We start from the raw sequence: 22,677 nt of genomic DNA, 5'->3' as shown, positions 1-22,677 counted from the left end.
TTGCTGGATGAATATGTCCATAAGAATACCTGCTTCCTAAATTCGTAACGTCAATGAGATATGTCGATGCAAGATGCCTGAACATCTACGATTGCATGCGAGCTGTAGAGCAAAAACCGTTCCCGATCGGAGAATCGTTGAAAATGGCCGATGGCCATGCCGGACAAGGCATTCAGCGCTGAATGCTATGAATGCAGATAAGACGAGAAGTCGGAGAAACGCGTCAAGATGGAGCGTGCACGGGCAAGCTGGGGCGGATAATTGAAAGTGCTCATGCGGATGCTCATGATCGGTTGCGCTCCTTCTTGGTCGAAAGGTCTGATGATATCGAGAAGACGAGCATCCCTTGTGGGGGCTCGCCGGTTGGAGCGGGATTATACCTAAGCCGATCCCGTAATACGAGAACAGACGCAAATCCGCGTCAGGACTGAGCGTCCGCTCAATTGAAGGCGTAAAAAAAGCGCACCGGAGTACGCTTTGATCTGTTGCGCTTGCAGAGCAAGCGGCGTATTCCGCCGCCGGAATGCTTACCCGTTGCTGACGATGGAGCGCCCGCCACCCAGGCCTTTGGGCATGGGAAAGGTCACATTTTCTTCAATCCCGTCGAGAATGCGAACACTGCGTGTTGCGCCTTCCTTGAGCCTGTCGATGACGGCCTGCACCAGCACTTCGGGAGCCGACGCGCCGGCGGTGACGCCGATGCGTTTCTTGCCGACCAGCCAGTCGGCATTGATCAGATCGGCGTTGTCGACCATGTAGGCCGGCACGCCCTTTTTCTCGGCCACTTCGCGCAGGCGATTGGAGTTGGAGCTGTTGGGGCTGCCGACCACGATCACGACGTCGACTTGCGGCGCCATGAACTTGACGGCTTCCTGACGATTGGTGGTGGCGTAGCAGATGTCGCCTTTTTTCGGCTCGGCGATGTTGGGGAATTTGCTCTTCAGCGCGGCGATGATGTCGGTGGTGTCGTCCACCGACAGCGTGGTCTGCGATACGTAGGCCAGCAGATCAGGATCGGTAACCGCGAGTTTCATGACATCGTCGACGGTCTCCACCAGATACATGCCGGCTTCGGTCTGGCCCATGGTGCCTTCGACTTCGGGATGGCCTTCGTGGCCGATCATGATGATCTCACGGCCTTCGCGACGCATCTTGGCCACTTCCATGTGGACCTTGGTGACCAACGGGCAGGTGGCGTCGAACACGGCCAGGCCGCGCTCCAGCGCTTCGGCCTGCACGGCCTTGGAAACGCCGTGCGCAGAAAAAATGACGGTGTTGCCGGCCGGGACGTCGGCCAACTCTTCGATGAAGATGGCGCCCTTGCTGCGCAGGTCGGCAACGACGTAGGCGTTGTGCACGATCTCATGGCGCACGTAGATCGGCGCGCCGAATTGCGTCAGCGCGCGCTCGACGATTTCAATCGCGCGATCGACGCCGGCACAGAAACCGCGCGGTTGGGCCAATAGAATTTCAGGTTCTTGCTTATCCATATCGAGCACCTTACAGAATCCCGATGATTTTTACTTCAAATTTCAGCGTTTGTCCGGCCAACGGATGGTTGAAATCGAACAGCGCGCCCTGCTCGTCAATCTCGCGCAGCACGCCGGCAAAGCGTCCGCCGCCGGGTGCGGCAAAATCGACGAGGTCGCCGACGCGATAGTCTTCGTCCATGGACGAGTTTTCTTCCAGCGTCGCGCGCGAGATGCGCTGAATCAATTCCGGGTTGCGCGGTCCAAAGGCCTTCTCGGGCGACAGCTCAAACGTCTGATGCACGCCTTCCTCCAATCCAAGCAGGCAAGCCTCAAGAAACGGCGCCAGTTGGCCCTGACCGAATTGCAGCGTGGCGGGCTTTTCCTCAAAGGTGCTGACGATGTTTTCGCCGGCCATGGATGCCAGGCGATAGTGCAACGTGAGGTAGGCGTTTTCGGTGACGACCGGGACAGATGGGTTGGACATGAAGAATATTCAGTAAGCGTGACAGCCCGCTATTGTAAGCCACCTTGCCCGACTCCGTAAAAACAAGCCCCGACTTAAACCAGCTAACAAAGGACCCCATGGCGATTACCGACTGGCCGGAAGACCAGCGCCCGCGCGAGCGGCTGATCAAGCAAGGCGCTCATGCGCTGTCTGACGCCGAATTGCTGGCGGTGTTCCTGCGCGTCGGCGTGGCCGGCAAAAGCGCCGTCGATCTGGGGCGCGACATGGTGGGACACTTCGGCTCGCTGCAAGCCATGTTCGCCGCCAGGCTGGCCGATTTTTCCCGCATCAACGGACTGGGACCGGCCAAGTATGCGCAATTGCAGGCCGTGCTGGAACTGGCACGGCGCGCGCTGTCGGAGGAGCTGCGCACCGGCGCAACGCTCAGTTCCCCGCAGGCCGTGAAGCAGTATCTGCAACTGCTCTTGCAGGGAAAAGCCTACGAGGCCTTCGTCGTCCTCTTCCTCGACGTCAAAAATCGTCTGATCGCGTCGGAAGAGCTGTTTCGCGGCACCCTGACGCATGCCAGCGTCTATCCGCGCGAAATCGTCAAGGCGGCGCTGGCGCACAATGCGGCCGGCCTGATCCTGGCGCATAACCATCCGTCCGGCGAAGCCGATCCGAGTGAGGCCGACCTGCACCTGACCACTAATCTCAAACAAGCCCTGGGCCTGGTCGACATCAAGGTTCTCGACCATATTGTGGTGGCCGGGCGACAGACCTACTCTTTTGCGGAACACGGGCAACTGTGAGAACTGGTCGTGAATAGACGAGATTCAGAGGCCCAAGTCCAATTGTTAAATTTAAAAACAATCAACGACACAATTGTTTTTCGCAAGTCATTGAAAAATCAGAGTTTTCTCTATATACTCTCCTTTTTTCCAATTTCTGGAATTTTTAAGGAGTACTAACATGGCACGTGTCTGCCAAGTCACCGGGAAGGGGCCGATGGTCGGCAACAACGTTTCCCATGCGAACAACAAGACCAAGCGTCGCTTTTTGCCTAACCTGCAAAACCGTCGCATTTTCGTTGAGTCGGAAAACCGCTGGGTTTCCCTGCGCTTGTCCAACGCTGGTTTGCGCGTAATCGACAAAGTCGGCATTGATGCCGTTTTGGCCGACATGCGTGCTCGCGGCGAAAAAGTCTAACTAGCAGAGTAAAGGAAATCTATCATGGCTAAATCCGGCCGCGACAAAATCAAGCTGGAGTCGACCGCAGGTACAGGTCACTTCTACACCACGACAAAGAACAAGCGTACAACGCCTGAAAAACTGGCGATCATGAAGTTCGATCCCAAGGCACGCAAGCACGTCGAATACAAAGAGACCAAGATCAAGTAATTGATCCCCTCTTGTAGAAAAAAAGCCCCGCGATATTATCTGCGGGGCTTTTTTATGCCTGTGCGGCTGGCAAAATTTTCGTCGGGATTATATTGCACTCCTCTGCACGCATCGCCGGCGACACACGACGATAAAGCACTACCACTGCTCAATCTGCCGGCAATCCTTCAGGACCGGATCGGCGTCGTCCCCTTGCGTTTCATCCGTCAGAAATCCCTCATTACCCCTGGTCCACCAGGTGTAGTTGCCGGCAACATATTTCACGCCGGAAGCCGCCATCACGCTGACGAACAGAAGCTTCTTGCCTCCCGCCGGCAGATAGGCCATGGAGCCGGCGTCGGTGTTCAGGTAACGCACCGGCAGACGGACATCGCCCGCACAGCGATAAATCACGCGTTGCTGGCTTTGAAGTTTGATGCCGGGAAGAGTAAGCGTGGAAGTTTTCGCCAGCGTTGCGCCGGGAAATGCCGCCGAAGCGGCGACGGCCGCGAGCAAAACCGAAGAAAAGATTTTACCCACAGCCGACCGTGACAAATTAAGCGTAGCTACGCAAGCGCTGCGCGAAGTCGCGCAAGGCATGGATGCCGGAGGCTTCGGCGCGCACGCACCAGTCTTGCAACTGATGCAGCAGCTGTTCGCGCGTCGAGTTGGAGCGACCCCAGATCGAGCCCAGTTCCACACGCATTTCGTGCATGGTTTGCAGCGCCTTGCTGTGGGTGAAGAGTTCGGACAATTGTTGCTTCTGACCGTCTTCCAGTTTGGCCGGCTCGCGTTGCAGCAGCTTCTTGGACGATTTGAGGAAACGCGATTCCAGCTTGGCCTTCTCGGCCAGATGTTCCAGTTCGTCAGCCCAGGCGCGCTTCAGCGACTTGGCATACTTGGACATGACGTCGTAGCGGTTGGCGATCACGGATTGCAGCGTGTCGAAGTCGGCGACCAGCTTCTGGCGATCGAACTTCGGCGCCGGAGCAACCTTCTTGACCTTGGCCAAACCCATCATTTCCAGGATGCGGATGTACATCCAGCCGATGTCGAACTCATACCACTTGGACGACAGCTTGGCCGATGTGCCGAAAGTGTGATGGTTGTTGTGCAGTTCTTCGCCGCCGATGATGATGCCCCATGGGAACACGTTGGTCGCAGCGTCGTTGCAATCGTAGTTGCGGTAGCCCCAGTAGTGACCGATGCCGTTGATGATGCCGGCGGCGGTGATCGGGATCCACAGCATCTGCACGGCCCACACGGTCAGACCGATGACGCCGAACAGCATGACGTTGATGATCAGCATCAGGCCAACGCCTTGCCAGCCGTATTTGCTGTAGATGTTGTGCTCGACCCAGTCGTCCGGCGTGCCATGGCCGTACTTTTCCATGGTTTCGGCGTTCTTGGACTCGGCGCGATACAGTTCGGCGCCTTCCAGCAGCACTTTCTTGATGCCGCGCACTTGCGGGCTGTGCGGATCTTCTTCGGTTTCGCACTTGGCGTGGTGCTTGCGGTGAATCGCAGCCCATTCCTTGGTGACCATGCCGGTGGTCATCCACAGCCAGAGGCGGAAGAAATGGCTTGGAATGGCGTGCAGATCCAGCGCACGGTGCGCCTGGCAACGATGCAGGTAAATGGTCACACCCGCAATCGTGATGTGCGTCATGATCAGGGTATAAAAGAAAATCTGCCAACCGGTCGCATGCAGCAAACCGTTCGAAAGAAAGTCCAGGATCGAATCTACAGTCATTACCACTCCAAAAGAAATACTTCACGGCAATTGAACTTGCCAAGCTGAGTCGCCAGCGGAGAGGCGACCGGATTGAAACTTGAGTTGCAATCCGAAGTTGCAACTATCTACCACTTATATTCTTGTATTTTCCGGCATTGTACGCTGATTATGCATCCTTGTGCGCGGAAGATGCCTGACTGACAATACTTTGTTCAAAACTGCGCTGATCCATCACGCGAATGTCGCGTTTTGGATGCGCCACCTGGATTCCCTGGGTTTTGAATACCCGCCAGATAGCCCTGTTAACGTCCGACAGCACATTCAGCCGACCGTTTTCGGGATCGGTGATCCAAAAACCTATTTCCAACTGCAAACCGTCCTCGCCGATCTTGAGCAGCAAGGCTTGCGGCAGGATCTGGTCGGAAACCCGCTCCACGGCAATCGTGGCCTGCTCCAGCATAGACAAGACCGTTTCGATATCGTCCTGATACAAAATGGTAACTTGTGTTGCCAGACGTATAATTTTTCGATTCAGCGAGTAGTTTTGCACCGGGCTGGACATGAACATTTCGTTCGGCAACACCGATTCGATGCCGTCCAGACCTTCGAGAATAGTGTAGCGCGTATTGATCTGCGTGACCTTGCCGAAATAGCGGTCGACGTTGACCATGTCGCCAATGGCCAGGCTGCGCTCCAGCAGGATCACGAAGCCCGATACATAGCTGCTGGCGATCTTTTGCAAACCCAGGCCGAGGCCGACGCCCAGGGCGCCGCCGAACACCGACAGCACCGTCAGATCAATGCCGACCAGCGACAAGCTGACCAGAATCGCCACCAGGATCAGGATCGCCCGTACCAGCCGCGCCACCACGGTGCGCAGCGACGAGTGCATGGTGTTGAGCTTCATCAGCCGGTCTTCCAGCATGGCGCCGGCCCACATGGCGATGATCAATGTCACCAATACCGACGCCGTAGCCTGCAAAATGGTCAGCAACGAGGTCTTGTGGCGGCCCAGCGGCAGCATGGTCTCGTCGAGATAGTCGACCAGCTCGGGCCACAGGCCGGTGATGTACAGCAGCACGCAGATCCAGACCAGCGCCGCGAAGACTTTTTCGAACAGCTGGAGGAAGGCGCCGGCCGTCGCGTCCTTGATGAAAATCCGGCGCAGCACGTAAAACACGAAGCGCATCGCCACCTGCGAAATCATCAGCGGCAGCATGACCTGCCACAGCGTCACCGGCAGCTTCAGCCGGATCAGCACCAGCCGCGCCAGCGCCAGCAGGATCAGGATCAGCAGCGGCGACAACACCCGCACGAAACTCTTGACGCCGATGTTGACGACGCTGTCCTCGCTGCCTGACAGCGTGAACAGCTTGCGCACCCAGCGCGACAAACCCAGGCCCGCCAGCACGCACAGGAGAATGACGATGAACTGGCGCGCCAGTTCCAGCGGAGCCAGATCGCCAAACAGGTATTCGTAGAAATCGGATAACAAAGTCGACATGGTCCTTGTAGCGAGACAGGCGCGCTATGTAGTCAATCTTATTGGTAAGCCTCTGCATCCTGGAAATGGCGCATCCAGTTGGCGGCATATCTGGCGGCGAGAGGCGGATTTTTGCGAGCGACCAGGATATTTTCTGCGTTCTTGTTCTGCGCAGTCCAAGTGAAATTATAGCTGCCGGTAATCACCGTCGCGTCGGCGTTGTCGGCGTCAATGACGATGACTTTATTGTGCGCGTTCTTGTATTTCGTTTCTTGCCGGACCGTGATGCCGGCATGCTGCATCTCCGCAATGCGATCGCGGCCCGACTTGTTGAGCTGCTCTGCATCGACCAGCACGCGCACGTCGATACCGCGTTTGCGCGCGGCGATCAATGCAGCGGTCAGCGGCTTGCTCGTCAGGATATAAGCTTGCACCAACACCTGCTTGCGAGCCTGGTCGAGCGTCTCGGCGATCAGTCCTTCGATGTCGTCGCCCGGTGCAAACGCGACTTGCAGGGTGCCCTGCGCCGCCATCGGCTTCGCTTGCGACCCGGCATCGAAAGCCTGCGCTGCGCCGCCGACGGACAACAACGCCAGCGACAGCCAGACAGCCCGGCGCACGGGCAACATCCCTGTCCGCATTATTTCTTGCGTTCCAATACGGCAGCGAAGAAACCGTCGGTCTGATGCAGATTCGGCAGCAGCTTCAGGTAGTCTCCCATTTCCAGCGCGATCTTTTGTTCTTCCAGCACGGCGCCCATCGGCACCAGCGTGAAGTCGGGATTGTTTTGCATGAACTCGGTCACGACGTCTTCGTTTTCTTCGTTGAGAAAACTGCAGGTGCCGTAGACCAGGCGACCGCCTGCTTTCACCAGACGCGCTGCGCTGGTCAGGATGCTGACCTGCTTGGCATGCATCTCGGCGATGGTTTCCACCGTCTGCCGCCACTTCATGTCGGGATTGCGGCGCAAGGTGCCCAGACCGCTGCAAGGCGCATCGACCAGAACCCGGTCGATCTTGCCGGCCAGGCGTTTGACCTTGGCGTCGTTCTCGTGCGCGATCATGACCGGATGCACGTTCGACAGGCCGCTGCGCGCCAGGCGCGGCTTCAGCTTGGCCAGGCGCTTTTCGGACACGTCGAAGGCATACAAACGGCCGGTGTTGCGCATGCTGGCGCCGAGCGCCAATGTCTTGCCGCCCGCGCCCGCGCAGAAATCGGCGACCATCTCGCCGCGCTTGGCGCCGACGATCTGCGCCAGCAACTGGCTGCCTTCGTCCTGCACTTCGATCGCGCCATCCTTGAACAGGGGCAGATTCTGCAGCGCCGGTTTTTTGATGACGCGCAAACCCAGCGGCGAATAGGGAGTCGGCTCGCACAGAATCGGCGCTGCCGCCAGTTCCGCCGCGACGTCGTCGCGATTGGCCTTGATGGCGTTGACGCGCAGATCCAGCGGCGCTGGCTGATTCATGGCATCGGCCAGTTCCATCGCGGCAGCTTCGCCGTCGCGCGCGATCAGCTTGTCCAGCAGCCAGGGCGGCAAGTTGGCGCGCATGGCCAGCGGTAATTTATTGCGGTCGATTTGCGCGGTGCGCGTCAGCCATTCGACTTCTTCCGCCGACAAACCGGCGATCGATTCAATGCTGACGGTATCCGTCAGGCCCAGCAGCGCCATGCGACGCATCATCGGGCCGACGCCGGATTCGGCGAAATTGGTGTAAACCGACTTGTTGCGCAACAAGCCGTAGACCGCTTCCGCGATCACGCCGCGTTCACGACCGCCCAGCTTGGGATTCTCGCGAAAATAGCGCGACAGCGTCACGTCGGCAGGACCGGTAAAACGTAAAATTTCACGCAAGACTTCTTCCGTGTGGGGAACGATTGCGGGTGGCAATCTCATACTGCTTCCTTCAAAGTGATGATTCAGGCTTGCTCGGCGGACGGGTCGATATGAACACGACCATGGTCCAGGCGCAGCTTGCCTTCGACGAACCAGCGCACAGCGCGCGGGTAAATTAGATGTTCCTGTTGCAGCACGCGCTCGGCCAGCACTTCTTCGCTGTCGGTGCTCAGCACCGGCACCGCCGCCTGTATCACGATGGGGCCGTGATCCAGGTCGGGCGTGACGAAATGCACCGTTGCGCCATGCAACTTGACGCCCACTGCCAGCGCCTGCCGGTGCGTTGCCAATCCGGGAAAGGACGGCAGCAGCGACGGATGGATATTCAGCATCCGTCCGGCGTAGTGCTGGACAAAGGGTGCCGTCAGGATACGCATGAAACCGGCCAGCACCACCAGATCGGGAGTAAAACCGTCGATGACTGCACGCAAAGCGCTATCGAACTGCTCGCGTGTGGGATAGTCCTTGTTGGCGACGACCGCGGTCGCAATACCACGCTGCCGGGCGAAATCGAGACCGGCCGAATCGGCCCGGTTGCTGATGACTGCTGCGATGGAAACAGGCCAGCTTTCAGCCTGTGCGGCCCGGACGATGGCTTCCATGTTGCTGCCGCGTCCGGAAATCAGGATAACAATGCTTCTCATGGTCGGCATTGTAACCGCTGCCCGGGACCAATTTGGCGAAAAATCCCCAAAAATGCGACGACGGGCGGGTGGATGTTACTGAAATGAGTAAAAAACGCGGAAAGCAATTTTCTTGTCGGCCCAGAAGTCCGCGGCATCGCGGAATACGTCCAGCAAGGTTTCCCGGGCTTCCTTGTCGAATTTCTGCGTATTCGGCAATTGCTCCAGGACAACGATGAAGCCTGGCTGCGGACCGGACTTGTGCGTCAGGTCGGTCAGGCAGTCTCCCAGCGCATCGAAGTTCTTGCCGAAATGGCGGGGAAAATGAAAAGCGCCGGCAATGATCGCCAGGACCTGCTGCTTCGTCATTGCCTCGGCGCAATAGGCGTACAGAAAGTGCTGGCCAAGACGAGCAGCCTCTTCCTGCAAGTCGCTCACGCGAAAGGCGCGGATAGACTGCACAACATTTGGCGGCACCGTTTTAAATAAACTCATTTCTCCCTCAGATTTTGCAATGGATGCTGCAACCAGAATCTGCTTGTTCATTCCCTGATGCGCTGGAATGTCTGATAGTGATCCTTGGTGTAATAGTACTCACCCGACGTTTGCGGATTGCCGCCGGAGATGATCCGGCGGGCGCCGCGATTGCGCGCTTTCGGCGTTTTCACGGTGAATTCGTGATAATACCCGCGCTTCTGCCTGGGTAAAACCCCTTCATAGTTGCCGAACACGACGCCGTCCTTGGCATACGGATAAGGGCCGCCTTGCTTGATCAGGGCCAGCGTCTGCTGCGCTTCCTGCGGCAGACTGCCCGCTGCGACGTCGCCGACATCAGCGCCAGGCGAGCCTTTGGCGAATACGGAAAACGATAACAGCAGCGCTGCGAGAAATACACACCACTGTTTCAGAAAGGTTGTCTTCAAGAGCAGGCTCGCATTATTTTATGTTGCACAAGTATTAATTTTTCGCAATACCATTGCGTAGAGTAACGTTTTGCTTCAAACCAAGCAACCCGTATCTGCGTTCTGCAAAGCAGGAGCCTGAAGCTCAGGCTTGGAGCGCCAGTGCCCGATCTGGTTCAAAAAATGCAAGAACCTGGTCGCGCATGGCGTAGGTATCGCGTTCGCCGAGGCTGATCAGCTCGCGCGTGAAGCTCTGTTCAAACAGGAGATAGGAAGCCAGCGCGGCGCCACGCACTTCGGTGGCGCCGATGCCGCCGAGCATCACCCGGACCGGGCGCGGCAGGCTGTTGACGTGGCGGCTGGCGATTTCGTCGATGCGTTCGGACGGCGAAATGACCAGCACCTCGATCGGCCGCAAAGGCATCTTGGCGCGTTGCTCGGGAGTGAGTATGGACAAGGTTTGATTGACGCGGTTGGTGCGCTCGATGTCGGCGGCCAGTCCGTCGAGGAAGATGCTCGACAGGGCATGACCGGCCACCTGCGCCAGGCTCGGATACTGCGCCAGCTCGGTCGGCGCTTCGGAGCGCTCGCCCATGCGGCCGGCGCCGATCACCAGGATCTTGCTGGAGCCCAGGTGAATTGCCGGAGAAATCGGCGCGATCTGGCGCATCGAACCATCGCCGAAATATTCGCGCCGGCCTTCGTAAAAAATCGGGATCGCCGGAAAGATGAACGGAATCGCCGACGACGCCAGCAAATGCTCGACGCCGATCTGGTCGCGGATGGCCCCGCGCTGGGTGCGCCGCCACGGCTCGATTTCCTGCATCGATTGATAAAAGGTCAGATGCTGGCCGCCGGTATAGGACGAAGCCGTCACCGCCAGCGCATGCAAGGTGCCGTTGGACAGCGCGTCGTCCAGCCGCGGCAAATCCAGCAGGCGATGCAACATGGTGACCAGCGGCGTGTTGTCCAATAGGGAATTGGGTGGGTTGGCGCGCCATTTGCGCAGCAGCCAGCCGAAGGAAAACAGCGACAGCCAGCGCGCGCCCGAACGGATCACGCCGAGAGAATCGGCGCGGTAGACCTGCTCGACGCGGAAGTTCGACCAGACGCTCATCAGCTCGCGCACGCCTTCGCCGAAATCGTCGGCGCGACACGCCAGCGCGGTCGCATTGATGGCGCCGGCCGAGGTGCCGCAGATGATCTGGAAAGGATTCCGATGGGCCGGCCAGCCGGACTCCATCAAAATCATGGACAAAGCATTCAGCACGCCGACTTGATAAGCCGCGCGTGCGCCGCCGCCAGTCAGGATCAGTCCCGTTTTTTTATCTGTTGACTCCATGCCAACAGCTTAGCAGGGCGTACGCGCTTCAGGTGCAATTTAACCAGCAAAAATACGAGGTGTTGCCAAAAATACGCAAAGAAAAATTACGTAACTATTCTATTTTGGCGGCATGCGAATGGCGCCGTCGAGACGGATGGTTTCGCCGTTGAGCATGAGGTTCTCGATGATAGTTTTGGCCAGGTGGGCATACTCGGTCGCCTTGCCCAGGCGCGGCGGAAACGGCACTGCGCCGCCGAGCGAATCCAGTACTTCCTGCGGCATGGACATCATCATCGGCGTCTCGAAAATCCCCGGCGCAATCGTCATCACGCGAATGCCGCTGCGCGCCAGGTCGCGCGCCATCGGCAGCGTCATGCCGACGATCGCCGCCTTGGATGCCGAATACGCCGTCTGCCCGATCTGGCCGTCGAAGGCCGCTACCGAGGCGGTGTTGATGATCACGCCGCGCTCGCCCTGCTCCGCAGGCTCGAGTTTGCTCATGGCGTCAGCCGCCAGACGGGCCATGTTGAAGGTACCCACCAGGTTGATGTTCAGCGTTTTCTGGAACAGGGCCATGGCGTGCGGACCATCCTTGCCGATCAGCTTGGCGCCCGGCGCGATGCCGGCGCAATTGACCAGGCCGCGCAGCGTGCCCAGTTGCTTTGCGGCTTCGATCGCCTTGAGACCGTCTTCTTCCGTCGTCACGTCGCAGCGCACAAACTTGCCTTGCAACTCGGCGGCGAGCTTTGCGCCGGCTTCTTCCTGCAAATCGGCCAGCACCACTTTGCCGCCGTTTTCCGCCAGCATGCGCGCGGTTGCCGCGCCCAATCCCGATGCCGCGCCCGTTACTACAAACACCTGTCCAGCAATCTGCATGTCTCGTTCTCCAATAATAAAGACCGGCATGGAGTACCCATGCCGGTCGTCTTGTGATCATCCTTGTGGGATGGGGAAGGCTATTTTCCCACGGGGACGGTCACAACAACAGCAGTTGTCTCGGTTACCGCAGCAGGCACGACCGCCGATGCCGCGGTCAATGCTGGCGCCGGTAGCAGCGGCACCAGCAGCAAGGCCACGATATTGATGATCTTGATCAGCGGATTGACTGCGGGACCGGCCGTATCCTTGTAGGGATCGCCCACCGTATCCCCGGTGACGGCTGCCTTGTGCGCATCGGAACCCTTGCCGCCGTGATGGCCGTCTTCGATGTATTTCTTGGCGTTGTCCCAGGCGCCGCCGCCGGTGGTCATCGAAATCGCGACAAACAAACCGGTCACGATGGTCCCCATCAGCAAACCGCCCAGCGCCGCCGGCCCGAGCAGCAAACCGACGATGATCGGCACGACTACCGGCAGCAAGGATGGGATGATCATTTCCTTGATCGCCGACGAAGTCAGCATGTCGACGGCCTTGTCGTATTCAGGCTTGCCGCTGCCATCCATGATGCCCTTGATTTCGCTGAACTGGCGGCGCACTTCGATCACCACCGCGCCGGCTGCACGCCCCACTGCTTCCATCGCCATGGCGCCGAACAGGTAGGGAATCAGGCCGCCGATGAACAGGCCGACGATCACCATCGGATTGGACAAGTCGAAGGACGTGCTCTTGCCCACCGAATCCAGCGCATGCGTGTAATCGGCGAACAGCACCAACGCCGCCAGGCCGGCCGAACCGATGGCGTAGCCTTTGGTCACCGCCTTGGTGGTATTGCCGACGGCATCGAGCGGATCGGTAATGGCGCGCACCGATTCCGGCATGCCCGACATTTCGGCGATGCCGCCGGCATTGTCGGTGATCGGACCGTAAGCATCCAGCGCCACGATGATGCCGGCCATCGACAGCATCGAGGTTGCCGCAATCGCAATGCCGTACAAACCGGCCAGCCAGTACGACGCCAGGATCGCCGCGCACACCGCCAGCACCGGATACGCGGTCGACTTCATCGACACGCCGAGGCCGGCGATGATGTTGGTGCCGTGACCGGTGGTGGAGGCTTCGGCGATATGCTTGACCGGTTTGAAGTCGGTGCCGGTGTAGTACTCGGTGATGTAGACCATGAGGCCGGTCAGCACGATGCCGATGACGGCGGAACCCATCAGCGGCACGCGCAATTCCGGCGGCAACACGGTCCAGGTCACGATGGCAAAGCCAACAAGACTCAAGCCCGCCGACCACCACAAGCCGGTGTACAAGGCCGACATGATTTTCTTGCCGGGCGCGACCTTGACCATGGTGCAGCCGATGATCGACGCCAGGATGGACACCCCGCCCAGCAGCAAGGGATAAAGCACCGCAAGAACCTCGGCGCCCTTGATCATCAGGCTGCCCAGCAACATGGTGGCAATCAGCGTAACCACGTAAGTCTCGAACAAGTCCGCCGCCATGCCGGCGCAGTCGCCGACGTTGTCGCCCACGTTATCGGCGATCACCGCGGGATTGCGCGGGTCGTCCTCGGGAATCCCGGCTTCGACTTTGCCGACCAGATCGGCGCCAACGTCCGCGCCCTTGGTGAAGATGCCGCCGCCCAGACGCGCAAAGATGGAAATCAGCGAAGCGCCGAACGCCAGGCCGATCAAGGGTTGGATGGCGTCATGCAGCGACGGCGCGTTGCCGACGCCGCGCAGGAACAGCCACCAGAAAAACAGCACTACGCCCAGCAAACCCAGCCCAACCACCAGCATGCCGGTGATGGCGCCGCCGCGAAACGCCACGTTGAGCGCTTCGTTCATGCCTTTGGTCGCCGCCTGCGCGGTGCGCACATTGGCGCGCACCGAGACGTTCATGCCGATGAAACCGCACGCGCCCGACAACACCGCGCCGATCAGGAAACCGAGCGCCGTAATCCAGCCGAGGCCGGGAATCAATGCGATGACGATGAGGAGCACCACGCCGACCAGCGCGATGGTGCGATATTGACGCGCCAGGTAAGCTGCGGCGCCTTGCTGAATTGCGGCTGCGATGTCCTGCATGCGCTGGTTGCCGGGGTCCTGCTTGAGAATCCAACTGCGGGAAATGAGACCGTAGATCACTGCGACGACGCCGCATGCTACGGCAAACCATAAGGCTCCTGCCATCATGTCTCCTCCTTGTTATCACGACAAAGTAAACAATCACGACCTTCTGCGCTGGTCTCGTCAACCGGTGCAGACACTGCGTACTGCAAAACTTTACGTCGCCCTTTTTCTTATGGATCTTTTATGTGATGCCGGGCTATACCCCTTCGCTGCCTTTCACCTGCCATTCCTGCCGATATTACCGCTGCGTCCCGATGACGGGCATAAAAAAAGCGGACACATGGTCCGCTTCATTTTATGACGACAGTGCCGCAAATGCACTCTCTCTGATTTGCTCCACCGGTCCGACCCCGGCGATCTTGCGATACTGCGGCGCGCCCGGTTGACCCGACTCCGCCCATTTGCCGTAATAGCCGACCAGCACTTCGGTCTGTTCGTGATACACCGACAGACGCTTCTTGACGGTTTCTTCCTTGTCGTCGTCGCGCTGGATCAACGCTTCGCCGGTGACGTCGTCCTTGCCTTCGACCTTCGGCGGATTAAACTTGACGTGGTAGGTGCGGCCCGAAGGCTGGTGCACGCGACGGCCGCTCATGCGCTCGACGATGGCGCTGTCGGGAACGTCGATTTCCAGTACGTAGTCGATCTTGACGCCGGCATCCTTCATGGCGTCGGCCTGTGGCACGGTGCGCGGGAAACCGTCGAACAGGTAACCGTTGGCGCAATCAGCCTGCTTCAGGCGATCCTTGACCAGACCGATGATGATGTCGTCGGACACCAGGCCACCTGCGTCCATGACCTTCTTGGCGGCGATGCCCAGTTCCGTGCCGGCAGCGACGGCGGCGCGCAGCATGTCGCCGGTCGAAATCTGCGGAATATTGTATTTTTCCTTGATAAAAGTGGCTTGCGTACCTTTACCGGCACCAGGCGCTCCTAGAAGGATGAGGCGCATATTTTTTCCTAAATTGAAGTTTTGAATTCTGTTGCGATGGCCACTGAACGTACCAACTTATCCAATTGTTGCCATCGAAGGCGATTGTCTCTGTTGACGCCGTGTATCTCTGCTCTGTACGAAACTTACCACAAAATCTTACCGGATCATGACAAACGCCTATTTTTTAGGCAGCCCGGTTTACTGAATTATCGCTGGCGAGAATGACAGCAGACTTACAAAGCGGGCGCCGATGCATATTCGATAACGATATGGTTCGCATCGGATCAACATCTTCAGGAATAAAAATTACAAAGCGGAAATTGCCGTGATCAGCGGACTGTCCGGCGGCGCTTCGAAATGCTTGCGCACGCGCTCCAGGTCTTCGGGCGTATCGACCCCGGCTTCCGGCAGCAGCGACGTCACGTGCACCGCAATCGAATAGCCGTGCCAGAGCACGCGCAATTGCTCAAGCGCCTCGATGCGCTCCAGCGGCGACGCCGTCAGCGTCGGGTAGATCTGCAGGAATTTGTTGGTGTAGGCGTACATGCCGATATGCCGCAACGGCGCAAATTCATGGCTGTGCAGCTCGGACAGGCGTTCTTTCGACTGAGCAAAACCGTCGCGATGCCAGGGAACCGCCGCGCGAGAAAAATACATGGCGCGGCCTTCCTTGTTCAGCACCACCTTGACGACATTCGGATTGAACATCTCCGGCAGCAGCTCGATGCTGTGCGCAGCAGTCGCCATCGGTACGTCCGACTTGATATGACCAGCGGTGGCCGCGATCAGGCCCGGATCGATCAAAGGCTCGTCGCCCTGCACGTTCACCACCACGGCGTCGTCGGCCAGATCCAGCGCGGCCGCCACTTCGGCGATGCGGTCGGTGCCGGAAGGATGGTCGGCGCGCGTCATGGCGACATCGATGCCGTGCTGCTCGCAGGCGGCATAGATATCGCGGTGATCGGTCGCCACCACGATGCGCGCCGCGCCCGACAAGGCTGCCCGTTCCGCCACGCGCACGATCATCGGCTTGCCGCCGAGGTCGGCCAGAGGCTTGTTCGGCAAGCGGGTGGAAGCAAGACGGGCGGGAATGATGACGGTAAAGGACATGGCGGGTGCAATCAGACGGTCAGCAAAAACGGGAACGGGTCGATGACGGACGGAAGCTTATTCGGCCGCCGATGTACCAGGAGCCGCAGGCGCTGCCGGTACAACAGCGAGATCGCGCGCTTCGTCGGCCCACATGATGGGAATGCCGTCGCGAATCGGATAAGCCAGCTTGTCGCCGTTGCAAATCAGTTCCTGGGCTTTTTTGTCGAACTCGAGCGGCCCCTTGCAAATCGGGCATACGAGAATATCAAGCAGTCGGGCGTTCACGGAGTTTCTCCACTATATGTTCAACCAGCGCGCCGTCTATGCGCGCCGTCACGGGCACGACCCAGATGCGCGGGTCGTTTTTGATGGCCTCAATTGCCCTGCATTTTACTGCATCCTTCTCGGTGATCAGGATCAGCGCGGCCGACAGGCCGGCGAAAGGGTTCTGCGCGAAATCATAATGATCCGGCAACGCCACTGCTTCAAAGTTCAGGCCGGCCTGGCTCAGCGTCGCAAAAAAACGCGAGGGATTGCCGATGCCGGCGACGGCGGCGATACCCTCGGCCTGGCTCAGCGCCTCCAGCGGCTGTTTGCAGGCCCTGTCCTTCAACAGCTCCACCTGATCGGTTGTCAACTGCATGGCAACAGTGCCGGCCGGCGCAATGGCAACGCTGCCGTCACTGCCGACATTGCACACGCTGAAATCGCGACGGCGCGACACCGGTTCGCGCAGAGGCCCTGCCGGCAACAGCCAACCGTTACCGTTGCCGCGCGCATCCGACAAGACGATCTCGACATCGCGCGCCATGGCGTAATGCTGCAAACCATCGTCCGACACAATCACATCGACCTCTGGATGCGCTGCCAGCAAGGCTTCGGCAACTGCGACGCGGGCGCGTCCCACCATCACCGGGCAAGCGCCACGTTCAGCAATCAACAAGGGCTCATCTCCGACGTCCTGCGCCAGCGATGCCGATGTCACTTCACGCACCTCGCCCGATCTGGAGCCATAGCCACGCGAAATCACGCCCGGCGTATAGCCGGCCTGACGCAAGGCCTGCACCAGCCAGATCGTCAGCGGCGTCTTGCCGGTGCCGCCGACAAAGATGTTGCCGACCACGATGACAGGCACCGGCAAACGCGTCGCCTGTCTGATGCCGACGCGATACAAGACGCGCCGCGCGAGTGCAATTCCCCCGAACAGCAGCGACAGCGGCCACAACAGGCACGCCAGCCAGCCGCGCCGCATCCAGGCGCGCGTCAAGGCGGATGCAAAGGTAGTGTGATCGGACAAAAGTGGGCCTGGTCAGAGAAACGAAAACAGCGTCCGCAATTACTTGCTATTACTCACTTGCCGCTGCTGCTTTGCGCAGCAAATGTCACCCGCGAAAAACCCGCCGTGCGCGCCGCTTCCAGCACATTGATCACGGTCTGATGCGCCGCCAGCGCATCGGCATTGATAATGACCACCGGATCGACTTTCGCGGTGCCGGCGGCAACATTGGCCTCGTTGGCCTGGACCGCGCTCTGCAATTCCCGGGCGATGCCGTTGACGTCGCGCGCGGCGATCTGCACGTTGTTGATGGCGTAATGTCCTTGCGCGTCGACGGCGACATTCAGTTCAAACGGCTGCTCCAGCGCCTTCTCCGCATCGGCGGTCGGCAGCGTGATCTGCAAGGCGGTGAACTTGCTGTAGGTCGTGGTCACCATCAGGAAGATCACGATCACCAGCAGGACGTCGATGAAGGGAATCAGGTTGATTTCCAGGTCTTCCCGTGCGCGGCCTTTGCGAAAATTCATGGCATTCCCTTTTTACTGACGCGCGCCGTGCACTACGTCGACGAATTTCACCGCCTGCTGCTCCATATCGACCACGAAACCGTCGACCAGCGCGCGGAAGTGGCGGTAAAACACCAGCGCCGGCATCGCGATCGCCAGGCCGAAACCGGTGTTGTACAAGGCAATCGAAATACCGTGCGCCAGCTGCGCGGGATTGGTGCCGGCGGCGTTTTGCGAGGCGAAAATTTCGATCATGCCGATGACCGTGCCGAACAGGCCCATCAGCGGCGCCAGCGAAGCAATCGTGCCCAGCGTGGTGAGATAGCGCTCCAGACGGTGCGCGGCGGCCTGGCCGGCTTCTTCGATGGCTTCCTTCATGACTTCGCGCGGCGCGTCGACGTTGCGCAAACCGGCAGCGAGCACCTGGCCCAGCGGCGAATTCTGTTCCAGCTTGTCGATCACATCCTCGTTGACGCGGCCGCTTTCATAGACGCGCACCACTTCCGGCAGCAGGTCTTCGGGCAGGATGCGCGAGCGACGCAGGTACAAGAGTCTTTCGATGATCAGCGCAAGGCCGATGACGGAGGCGATCAACAACGGCCAGATCGGCCAGCCTGCGGCTTGGATGATTGCGAACAAGAGGGACTCCTTTGATGACTGATGGAACGAATATCGAACAAATACGGATTAATTTTCCGGTGCAGAATGTAACGCGTTGCCCCCTGCCCGGCAAGGCCAAGATGCATTTGGCCGGACGTAGCCGCAAAACAGCTTTAAAATCGCGCCTTGCAAGCATGCTTGGCAATGTTGGCAAAGCCTGTGCACTTTACCCACATTTTCTGTGCATAACTTTGTGAACAACGGCCTTGGCAACAAACAAAGCCTTTGATTTCAAAGCATTTTTCCTGTCTGAGCAGAAAACGTGCACAGAACAGGCAATACCCTCCGACCTTCACCTGGCTTCATCACAGACACATGGCCCTCGACGATTTTTCCAGCCCGCCGCACTCTGCCGCAGCTACCACACCGGCCGGCCCACCGGTACTCGCCGTCTCGGCGCTCAATCAGGCGGTCGCGCGCGTGCTGGAACGGACATTTCCGCTGGTCTGGGTATCCGGTGAAATATCCAATTTTACCCGCGCGGCATCGGGCCATTGGTATTTCACGCTGAAAGACGATGCCGCCCAGGTGCGCGCCGTGATGTTCAAGGGCCGCGCCCAGCATGCCGGCTTCTCGCCGCGCGAAGGCGACAAGGTCGAGGTGCGCACGCTGGTCACGCTCTATGCGCCGCGCGGCGACTATCAGCTCAATGTCGAAGCGATCCGCCGTGCCGGCGTCGGCAATCTCTACGAAGCCTTCCTGCGCCTGAAAGAAAAGCTGGAAAACGAAGGCCTGTTCGCTCCCGATCGCAAGCGTCCCCTGCCGGTTTTCCCGCGCTGCATCGGCATCGTCACCAGCCCGCAGGCAGCGGCGTTGCATGACATCCTGACCGCGCTGCGCCGCCGCGCCCCGCATGTGCGGGTGATCCTGTATCCGACGCCGGTGCAGGGAGAAGGCGCCGGCGCCAAGATTGCGCGCGCCCTCCAGATCGCCTCGCAGCGCGCCGAATGCGACGTGCTGCTGGTCGGCCGCGGCGGCGGCAGCATGGAAGACCTGTGGGCTTTCAATGACGAAGCCGTCGCGCGCGCCATCGTGGCTTGCCCGGTGCCGGTGATTGCCGGCGTGGGCCACGAGACCGATTTCACGATTGCCGATTTCGCCGCCGACCTGCGCGCGCCGACGCCGACCGCCGCCGCCGAACTGTGCGCCACGCCGCGCAACGAATGGCTGGCCGAACTGCACAGCCACGCGCTCGACCTGACGCGCGCCTTCAAGCGCCAGCTGACCGAACGCAGCCAGACCGTCGACTGGATGTCGCGCCGCCTGGTCAGCCCGACTGCCTACATCACGCATGAGCGCGTCAAGCTCAATGCGCTGCAAGCCCGGCTGGAGCACGCCACCCGCACGCCGGTCACGAAGGCGCGCTACCAGCTCCAGCATTTGCAGATGCGGCTGCAGAACCGGCTGCCCGACACGCGCCCTGCGCGCCTCGTGCTGAACGACCGGCAGCGCCGCATCGGCAACGCCGTTGCCCTGCTCAGTCAGCACAAGCGCCAGTTGCTGGCGGCGCAGAACGCCCAGCTTGAACTGCTCAATCCGCAGCGTACGCTGGAGCGCGGTTACGCCATCGTCACCGACGGCAAAGGCAAAGTCTTGCGCGCGCCATCGGAGTTGCAGCCGCGCAGCAATGTGACGCTGCGGCTGGCCGAAGGCAGCGCCGAAGTCGGCATCGCCAGCGTGCAGCCGACGCTTGATTGAGAATCATCACGTTTTGCGTGCCGGGTGCGCGAATTTCCTACACGGGATTCAGACTTCCGACACCTCGGGAAGCCGCTTCCGGGAGTGCAAAGAATCGCTATCCGCTTTAGAATCACAGACTCAGAATAAAAACCTTGTTTTAATCAACAAACCCGAAAGGATTCACCATGGCACATACCCTCCCGGCACTGCCTTATGAACTGGACGCACTGGCGCCGACCATTTCCAAGGAAACGCTCGAATACCACTACGGCAAGCACCATCAGACCTATGTGACCAATTTGAACAACCTGATCCCCGGCACCGAATTCGAAAACCTGTCGCTCGAAGACATCATCAAGAAGTCCTCCGGCGGCGTGTTCAACAACGCAGCGCAAATCTGGAACCACACTTTCTACTGGAACGGCCTGACGCCAAAGGGCGCGGGCGCTCCAAGCGGCGCACTGGCTGACGCCATCAACGCCAAGTGGGGTACTTTCGACGCCTTCAAGGCAGAGTTCACCAAGCAAGGCCTGGCCAACTTCGGTTCGGGCTGGACATGGCTGGTCAAGAAAGCCGACGGCACGCTGGACATCGTCAACACCACCGGCGCCGGCACACCGCTGACCACCGACAGCAAGGCATTGCTGACCATCGACGTCTGGGAACACGCCTACTACATCGACTATCGCAATGCACGCGCGAAGTATGCAGAAGCATTCTGGGGCATCGTGAACTGGGATTTCGCAGCGAAGAATTTCGCATAAGCAAATCCGGTTTTTGCTCTTGGAAAAAGCCTGCCTGCGTGCAGGCTTTTTTTACGCCGGGTGGAAACTTGAAAATGGAATGTGCAACAATCAGTCATCCTCATCCCTGCATTGAAGGAGAACATCATGGCGACCGTCCACCTGCACAACGACGCCGGCTACGCGCAGCGCATTCGCGCCCGCACCCATCAGCTGCAAGCGGATGAACCGGCCAACAACGGCGGCACCGATACCGGCGCGGCGCCATACGAGTTGCTGCTGGCCGCGCTGGCCGCATGCACTTCGCTGACGCTGCGCATGTATGCCGACCGCAAGGGCTGGGACCTCGGCACCATCCACATCGACGCGCGCTTTTCCCGCGACGACTGCGGCCTGGAAAACATCGAGCGCACGGTCACCTTCGGCAATGCGCTGACGCCGGAACAGATCACGCGTCTCGGCGAAATCTGCGAAAAGACGCCGGTTACCAAAACGCTGCGCGAAGGCACGCCGATACGCACGGCCTTCGTGTAGATCGCTTGCTGGGCATATTTTCGATTTTTATTGAAAATAAACGTTAAAAATTCGTAAAAACTCACTATAAACACATATTAAAAATAAAATAAGTACTTATTTATCAATGACTTATTTAAATCATCGAATAATTCGATGATAGATCACAAATCTTTCCGTTTTTCTTTTCATTTCGCCCCGCGCATACTCCGTTCTGTCCACTTAATCATGCAAACAGAAGGCACTTTTCCAAGGTGGAAAACGCCCTTGTTCGCACTAACCGACGGAGAAAATCATGCTTCAAATTCGCAAAAACAACGAACGCGGTGTCGCCGATCACGGTTGGTTGAATTCGCACCATACATTTTCGTTCGGTCATTACTACGATCCGGAACACCTGGGCTTCGGTCCGCTGCAAGTCATCAATGAAGACCGCGTCACGCCGGGCATGGGTTTCGGCACGCACGGCCACAGCGACATGGAAATCATCTCCTATGTCCTCGACGGCGCGCTGGAACACAAGGACAGCATGGGCACGGGTTCGGTCCTGCATTACGGCGACGTCCAGCGCATGAGCGCCGGCAGCGGCGTGCGCCACAGCGAGTTCAACCACTCGAAGACGGAACCGGTGCACTTCCTGCAGATCTGGATCCAGCCGAACGTGAAGGGCATTGCGCCAAGCTACGAAGAGAAGAATTTCACTCCGGAGCAAAAGCAAGGCCAGCTGCGCCTGATCGCTTCGTCCGACGGTCGCGACAACTCGGTGCTGATCCATCAGGATGCATCGATCTTTGCCTCGATCCTGAACGGCGACGCCAAACTGGAACACGCGCTGGGCGCCAAACGCCTGGGCTACGTGCACCTGATCCGCGGCCAGCTCACCGTCAACGGCAAGCAATTGTCCGGCGGCGATGCGATCAAGATCAGCGCAGAAAGCCTGATCACCTTCGAGAAGGCCGAAGCGGCTGAATTCCTGCTCTTCGACCTGCCTTACTAAT

The 22,677-nt window shown here is 59.1% G+C and carries 26 protein-coding genes; 7 read left to right on the top strand and 19 right to left on the bottom strand.

Going from position 1 to position 22,677, the window contains the following annotated elements:
* Positions 1-527: 527 nt before the first annotated feature.
* Together ispH and PMI16_RS05050 are read right to left on the bottom strand one after the other, a co-directional pair.
* Positions 528-1,490, bottom strand: coding sequence for a 4-hydroxy-3-methylbut-2-enyl diphosphate reductase (gene ispH, locus PMI16_RS05055; RefSeq protein ID WP_007877031.1), 963 nt, complete (start codon positions 1,488-1,490; stop codon positions 528-530).
* Between the two features lie 10 nt (positions 1,491-1,500).
* A complete protein-coding gene (locus tag PMI16_RS05050; RefSeq protein WP_007877030.1) occupies positions 1,501-1,956 on the bottom strand; it encodes an FKBP-type peptidyl-prolyl cis-trans isomerase in 456 nt (151 codons plus the stop codon).
* 98 nt (positions 1,957-2,054) lie between these two features.
* Here PMI16_RS05050 and radC point away from each other — a divergent pair, with 98 nt between their 5' ends.
* The 3 genes from radC (at position 2,055) to rpmG (ending at position 3,318) form a co-directional block, all read left to right on the top strand.
* A complete protein-coding gene (gene radC, locus PMI16_RS05045; protein WP_007877028.1) occupies positions 2,055-2,729 on the top strand; it encodes a RadC family protein in 675 nt (224 codons plus the stop codon).
* Positions 2,730-2,889: 160 nt separating this feature from the next.
* Positions 2,890-3,126: a 50S ribosomal protein L28 gene (rpmB, locus tag PMI16_RS05040; RefSeq protein WP_007877026.1), complete on the top strand. Its 237-nt coding sequence runs from the start codon at positions 2,890-2,892 to the stop codon at positions 3,124-3,126.
* Between the two features lie 24 nt (positions 3,127-3,150).
* The gene (gene rpmG / locus PMI16_RS05035; RefSeq protein WP_007877024.1) at positions 3,151-3,318 is read left to right on the top strand and encodes a 50S ribosomal protein L33; all 168 of its coding nucleotides are present in this window, start codon (positions 3,151-3,153) and stop codon (positions 3,316-3,318) included.
* Between the two features lie 138 nt (positions 3,319-3,456).
* On the opposite strand, the gene PMI16_RS05030 is transcribed toward rpmG, so the two are convergent.
* The 17 genes from PMI16_RS05030 to PMI16_RS04950 all read right to left on the bottom strand — a co-directional run bounded on the left by PMI16_RS05030 (position 3,457) and on the right by PMI16_RS04950 (position 18,722).
* A complete protein-coding gene (locus tag PMI16_RS05030; RefSeq protein ID WP_007877022.1) occupies positions 3,457-3,837 on the bottom strand; it encodes an MliC family protein in 381 nt (126 codons plus the stop codon).
* 16 nt (positions 3,838-3,853) lie between these two features.
* On the bottom strand, positions 3,854-5,050 hold the full coding sequence (locus PMI16_RS05025; RefSeq protein WP_007877020.1) for a DesA family fatty acid desaturase: 1,197 nt from the start codon (positions 5,048-5,050) through the stop codon (positions 3,854-3,856).
* A 148-nt stretch (positions 5,051-5,198) separates the two neighbouring features.
* Positions 5,199-6,536, bottom strand: coding sequence for a mechanosensitive ion channel family protein (locus PMI16_RS05020; RefSeq protein WP_007877019.1), 1,338 nt, complete (start codon positions 6,534-6,536; stop codon positions 5,199-5,201).
* A gap of 38 nt (positions 6,537-6,574) precedes the next feature.
* Positions 6,575-7,144 (bottom strand): phospholipase D family nuclease, encoded by a 570-nt coding sequence (locus tag PMI16_RS05015; RefSeq protein ID WP_007877018.1) that lies wholly within the window; start codon positions 7,142-7,144, stop codon positions 6,575-6,577.
* An 11-nt stretch (positions 7,145-7,155) separates the two neighbouring features.
* Entirely contained in the window at positions 7,156-8,412 is a 1,257-nt protein-coding gene (locus tag PMI16_RS05010; protein ID WP_007877017.1) for an RsmB/NOP family class I SAM-dependent RNA methyltransferase, read from the bottom strand.
* A gap of 23 nt (positions 8,413-8,435) precedes the next feature.
* Positions 8,436-9,056, bottom strand: coding sequence for a phosphoribosylglycinamide formyltransferase (gene purN, locus PMI16_RS05005; protein WP_034379275.1), 621 nt, complete (start codon positions 9,054-9,056; stop codon positions 8,436-8,438).
* 75 nt (positions 9,057-9,131) lie between these two features.
* Positions 9,132-9,599 carry a barstar family protein gene (locus PMI16_RS05000; RefSeq protein ID WP_443134886.1) on the bottom strand — a complete coding sequence of 156 codons (468 nt, stop codon included), beginning with the start codon at positions 9,597-9,599 and terminating at the stop codon, positions 9,132-9,134.
* Entirely contained in the window at positions 9,578-9,958 is a 381-nt protein-coding gene (locus tag PMI16_RS04995) for a ribonuclease domain-containing protein (RefSeq protein WP_007877002.1), read from the bottom strand. The genes PMI16_RS05000 and PMI16_RS04995 overlap by 22 nt, the downstream gene beginning before the upstream one ends.
* 124 nt (positions 9,959-10,082) lie before the next feature.
* Positions 10,083-11,279 (bottom strand): patatin-like phospholipase family protein, encoded by a 1,197-nt coding sequence (locus tag PMI16_RS04990; protein WP_007877000.1) that lies wholly within the window; start codon positions 11,277-11,279, stop codon positions 10,083-10,085.
* Between the two features lie 99 nt (positions 11,280-11,378).
* Positions 11,379-12,137 carry a 3-hydroxyacyl-CoA dehydrogenase gene (locus PMI16_RS04985; protein WP_007876998.1) on the bottom strand — a complete coding sequence of 253 codons (759 nt, stop codon included), beginning with the start codon at positions 12,135-12,137 and terminating at the stop codon, positions 11,379-11,381.
* Positions 12,138-12,217: 80 nt separating this feature from the next.
* Positions 12,218-14,335, bottom strand: a complete 2,118-nt coding sequence (locus PMI16_RS04980) for a sodium-translocating pyrophosphatase (protein ID WP_034379273.1) — start codon at positions 14,333-14,335, stop codon at positions 12,218-12,220.
* A 235-nt stretch (positions 14,336-14,570) separates the two neighbouring features.
* Positions 14,571-15,227, bottom strand: coding sequence for an adenylate kinase (gene adk / locus PMI16_RS04975; protein ID WP_007876994.1), 657 nt, complete (start codon positions 15,225-15,227; stop codon positions 14,571-14,573).
* A 288-nt stretch (positions 15,228-15,515) separates the two neighbouring features.
* Positions 15,516-16,319, bottom strand: a complete 804-nt coding sequence (kdsB, locus tag PMI16_RS04970; RefSeq protein ID WP_007876992.1) for a 3-deoxy-manno-octulosonate cytidylyltransferase — start codon at positions 16,317-16,319, stop codon at positions 15,516-15,518.
* A 57-nt stretch (positions 16,320-16,376) separates the two neighbouring features.
* On the bottom strand, positions 16,377-16,586 hold the full coding sequence (locus tag PMI16_RS04965; protein ID WP_007876991.1) for a Trm112 family protein: 210 nt from the start codon (positions 16,584-16,586) through the stop codon (positions 16,377-16,379).
* The gene (gene lpxK, locus PMI16_RS04960) at positions 16,567-17,598 is read right to left on the bottom strand and encodes a tetraacyldisaccharide 4'-kinase (protein ID WP_007876990.1); all 1,032 of its coding nucleotides are present in this window, start codon (positions 17,596-17,598) and stop codon (positions 16,567-16,569) included. Before lpxK ends, PMI16_RS04965 begins: the two co-directional genes overlap by 20 nt.
* Positions 17,599-17,651: 53 nt before the next feature.
* Entirely contained in the window at positions 17,652-18,104 is a 453-nt protein-coding gene (locus PMI16_RS04955) for an ExbD/TolR family protein (protein ID WP_007876986.1), read from the bottom strand.
* Positions 18,105-18,116: 12 nt separating this feature from the next.
* Positions 18,117-18,722: a MotA/TolQ/ExbB proton channel family protein gene (locus PMI16_RS04950; RefSeq protein WP_007876985.1), complete on the bottom strand. Its 606-nt coding sequence runs from the start codon at positions 18,720-18,722 to the stop codon at positions 18,117-18,119.
* A gap of 336 nt (positions 18,723-19,058) precedes the next feature.
* Here PMI16_RS04950 and xseA point away from each other — a divergent pair, with 336 nt between their 5' ends.
* From xseA to PMI16_RS04930, 4 genes are all read left to right on the top strand, one after another.
* Positions 19,059-20,441, top strand: coding sequence for an exodeoxyribonuclease VII large subunit (xseA, locus tag PMI16_RS04945; RefSeq protein WP_007876984.1), 1,383 nt, complete (start codon positions 19,059-19,061; stop codon positions 20,439-20,441).
* 167 nt (positions 20,442-20,608) lie between these two features.
* On the top strand, positions 20,609-21,187 hold the full coding sequence (gene sodB / locus PMI16_RS04940; RefSeq protein WP_007876983.1) for a superoxide dismutase [Fe]: 579 nt from the start codon (positions 20,609-20,611) through the stop codon (positions 21,185-21,187).
* Between the two features lie 126 nt (positions 21,188-21,313).
* Positions 21,314-21,700 carry an OsmC family protein gene (locus tag PMI16_RS04935; protein ID WP_007876982.1) on the top strand — a complete coding sequence of 129 codons (387 nt, stop codon included), beginning with the start codon at positions 21,314-21,316 and terminating at the stop codon, positions 21,698-21,700.
* Between the two features lie 274 nt (positions 21,701-21,974).
* Positions 21,975-22,676 carry a pirin family protein gene (locus PMI16_RS04930; RefSeq protein WP_007876981.1) on the top strand — a complete coding sequence of 234 codons (702 nt, stop codon included), beginning with the start codon at positions 21,975-21,977 and terminating at the stop codon, positions 22,674-22,676.
* Position 22,677: the final 1 nt, after the last annotated feature.

Origin of the sequence: Herbaspirillum sp. CF444 (genome assembly GCF_000282135.1) — a bacterium.
Taxonomy (GTDB): Bacteria; Pseudomonadota; Gammaproteobacteria; order Burkholderiales; family Burkholderiaceae_D; genus Herbaspirillum.
This window is presented reverse-complemented; position numbering and strand designations above follow the sequence as displayed.

Bases quoted from the DNA above. Each gene is read 5' to 3' on its own strand.
- ispH (WP_007877031.1), bottom strand. From the start codon at position 1,490: ATGGATAAGCAAGAACCTGAAATTCTATTGGCCCAACCGCGCGGTTTC.
- PMI16_RS05050 (WP_007877030.1), bottom strand. From the start codon at position 1,956: ATGTCCAACCCATCTGTCCCGGTCGTCACCGAAAACGCCTACCTCACG.
- radC (WP_007877028.1), top strand. From the start codon at position 2,055: ATGGCGATTACCGACTGGCCGGAAGACCAGCGCCCGCGCGAGCGGCTG.
- rpmB (WP_007877026.1), top strand. From the start codon at position 2,890: ATGGCACGTGTCTGCCAAGTCACCGGGAAGGGGCCGATGGTCGGCAAC.
- rpmG (WP_007877024.1), top strand. From the start codon at position 3,151: ATGGCTAAATCCGGCCGCGACAAAATCAAGCTGGAGTCGACCGCAGGT.
- PMI16_RS05025 (WP_007877020.1), bottom strand. From the start codon at position 5,050: ATGACTGTAGATTCGATCCTGGACTTTCTTTCGAACGGTTTGCTGCAT.
- PMI16_RS05020 (WP_007877019.1), bottom strand. From the start codon at position 6,536: ATGTCGACTTTGTTATCCGATTTCTACGAATACCTGTTTGGCGATCTG.
- PMI16_RS05015 (WP_007877018.1), bottom strand. From the start codon at position 7,144: ATGTTGCCCGTGCGCCGGGCTGTCTGGCTGTCGCTGGCGTTGTTGTCC.
- PMI16_RS05010 (WP_007877017.1), bottom strand. From the start codon at position 8,412: ATGAGATTGCCACCCGCAATCGTTCCCCACACGGAAGAAGTCTTGCGT.
- purN (WP_034379275.1), bottom strand. From the start codon at position 9,056: ATGAGAAGCATTGTTATCCTGATTTCCGGACGCGGCAGCAACATGGAA.
- PMI16_RS04990 (WP_007877000.1), bottom strand. From the start codon at position 11,279: ATGGAGTCAACAGATAAAAAAACGGGACTGATCCTGACTGGCGGCGGC.
- PMI16_RS04985 (WP_007876998.1), bottom strand. From the start codon at position 12,137: ATGCAGATTGCTGGACAGGTGTTTGTAGTAACGGGCGCGGCATCGGGA.
- PMI16_RS04980 (WP_034379273.1), bottom strand. From the start codon at position 14,335: ATGGCAGGAGCCTTATGGTTTGCCGTAGCATGCGGCGTCGTCGCAGTG.
- adk (WP_007876994.1), bottom strand. From the start codon at position 15,227: ATGCGCCTCATCCTTCTAGGAGCGCCTGGTGCCGGTAAAGGTACGCAA.
- kdsB (WP_007876992.1), bottom strand. From the start codon at position 16,319: ATGTCCTTTACCGTCATCATTCCCGCCCGTCTTGCTTCCACCCGCTTG.
- PMI16_RS04955 (WP_007876986.1), bottom strand. From the start codon at position 18,104: ATGAATTTTCGCAAAGGCCGCGCACGGGAAGACCTGGAAATCAACCTG.
- xseA (WP_007876984.1), top strand. From the start codon at position 19,059: ATGGCCCTCGACGATTTTTCCAGCCCGCCGCACTCTGCCGCAGCTACC.
- sodB (WP_007876983.1), top strand. From the start codon at position 20,609: ATGGCACATACCCTCCCGGCACTGCCTTATGAACTGGACGCACTGGCG.
- PMI16_RS04935 (WP_007876982.1), top strand. From the start codon at position 21,314: ATGGCGACCGTCCACCTGCACAACGACGCCGGCTACGCGCAGCGCATT.
- PMI16_RS04930 (WP_007876981.1), top strand. From the start codon at position 21,975: ATGCTTCAAATTCGCAAAAACAACGAACGCGGTGTCGCCGATCACGGT.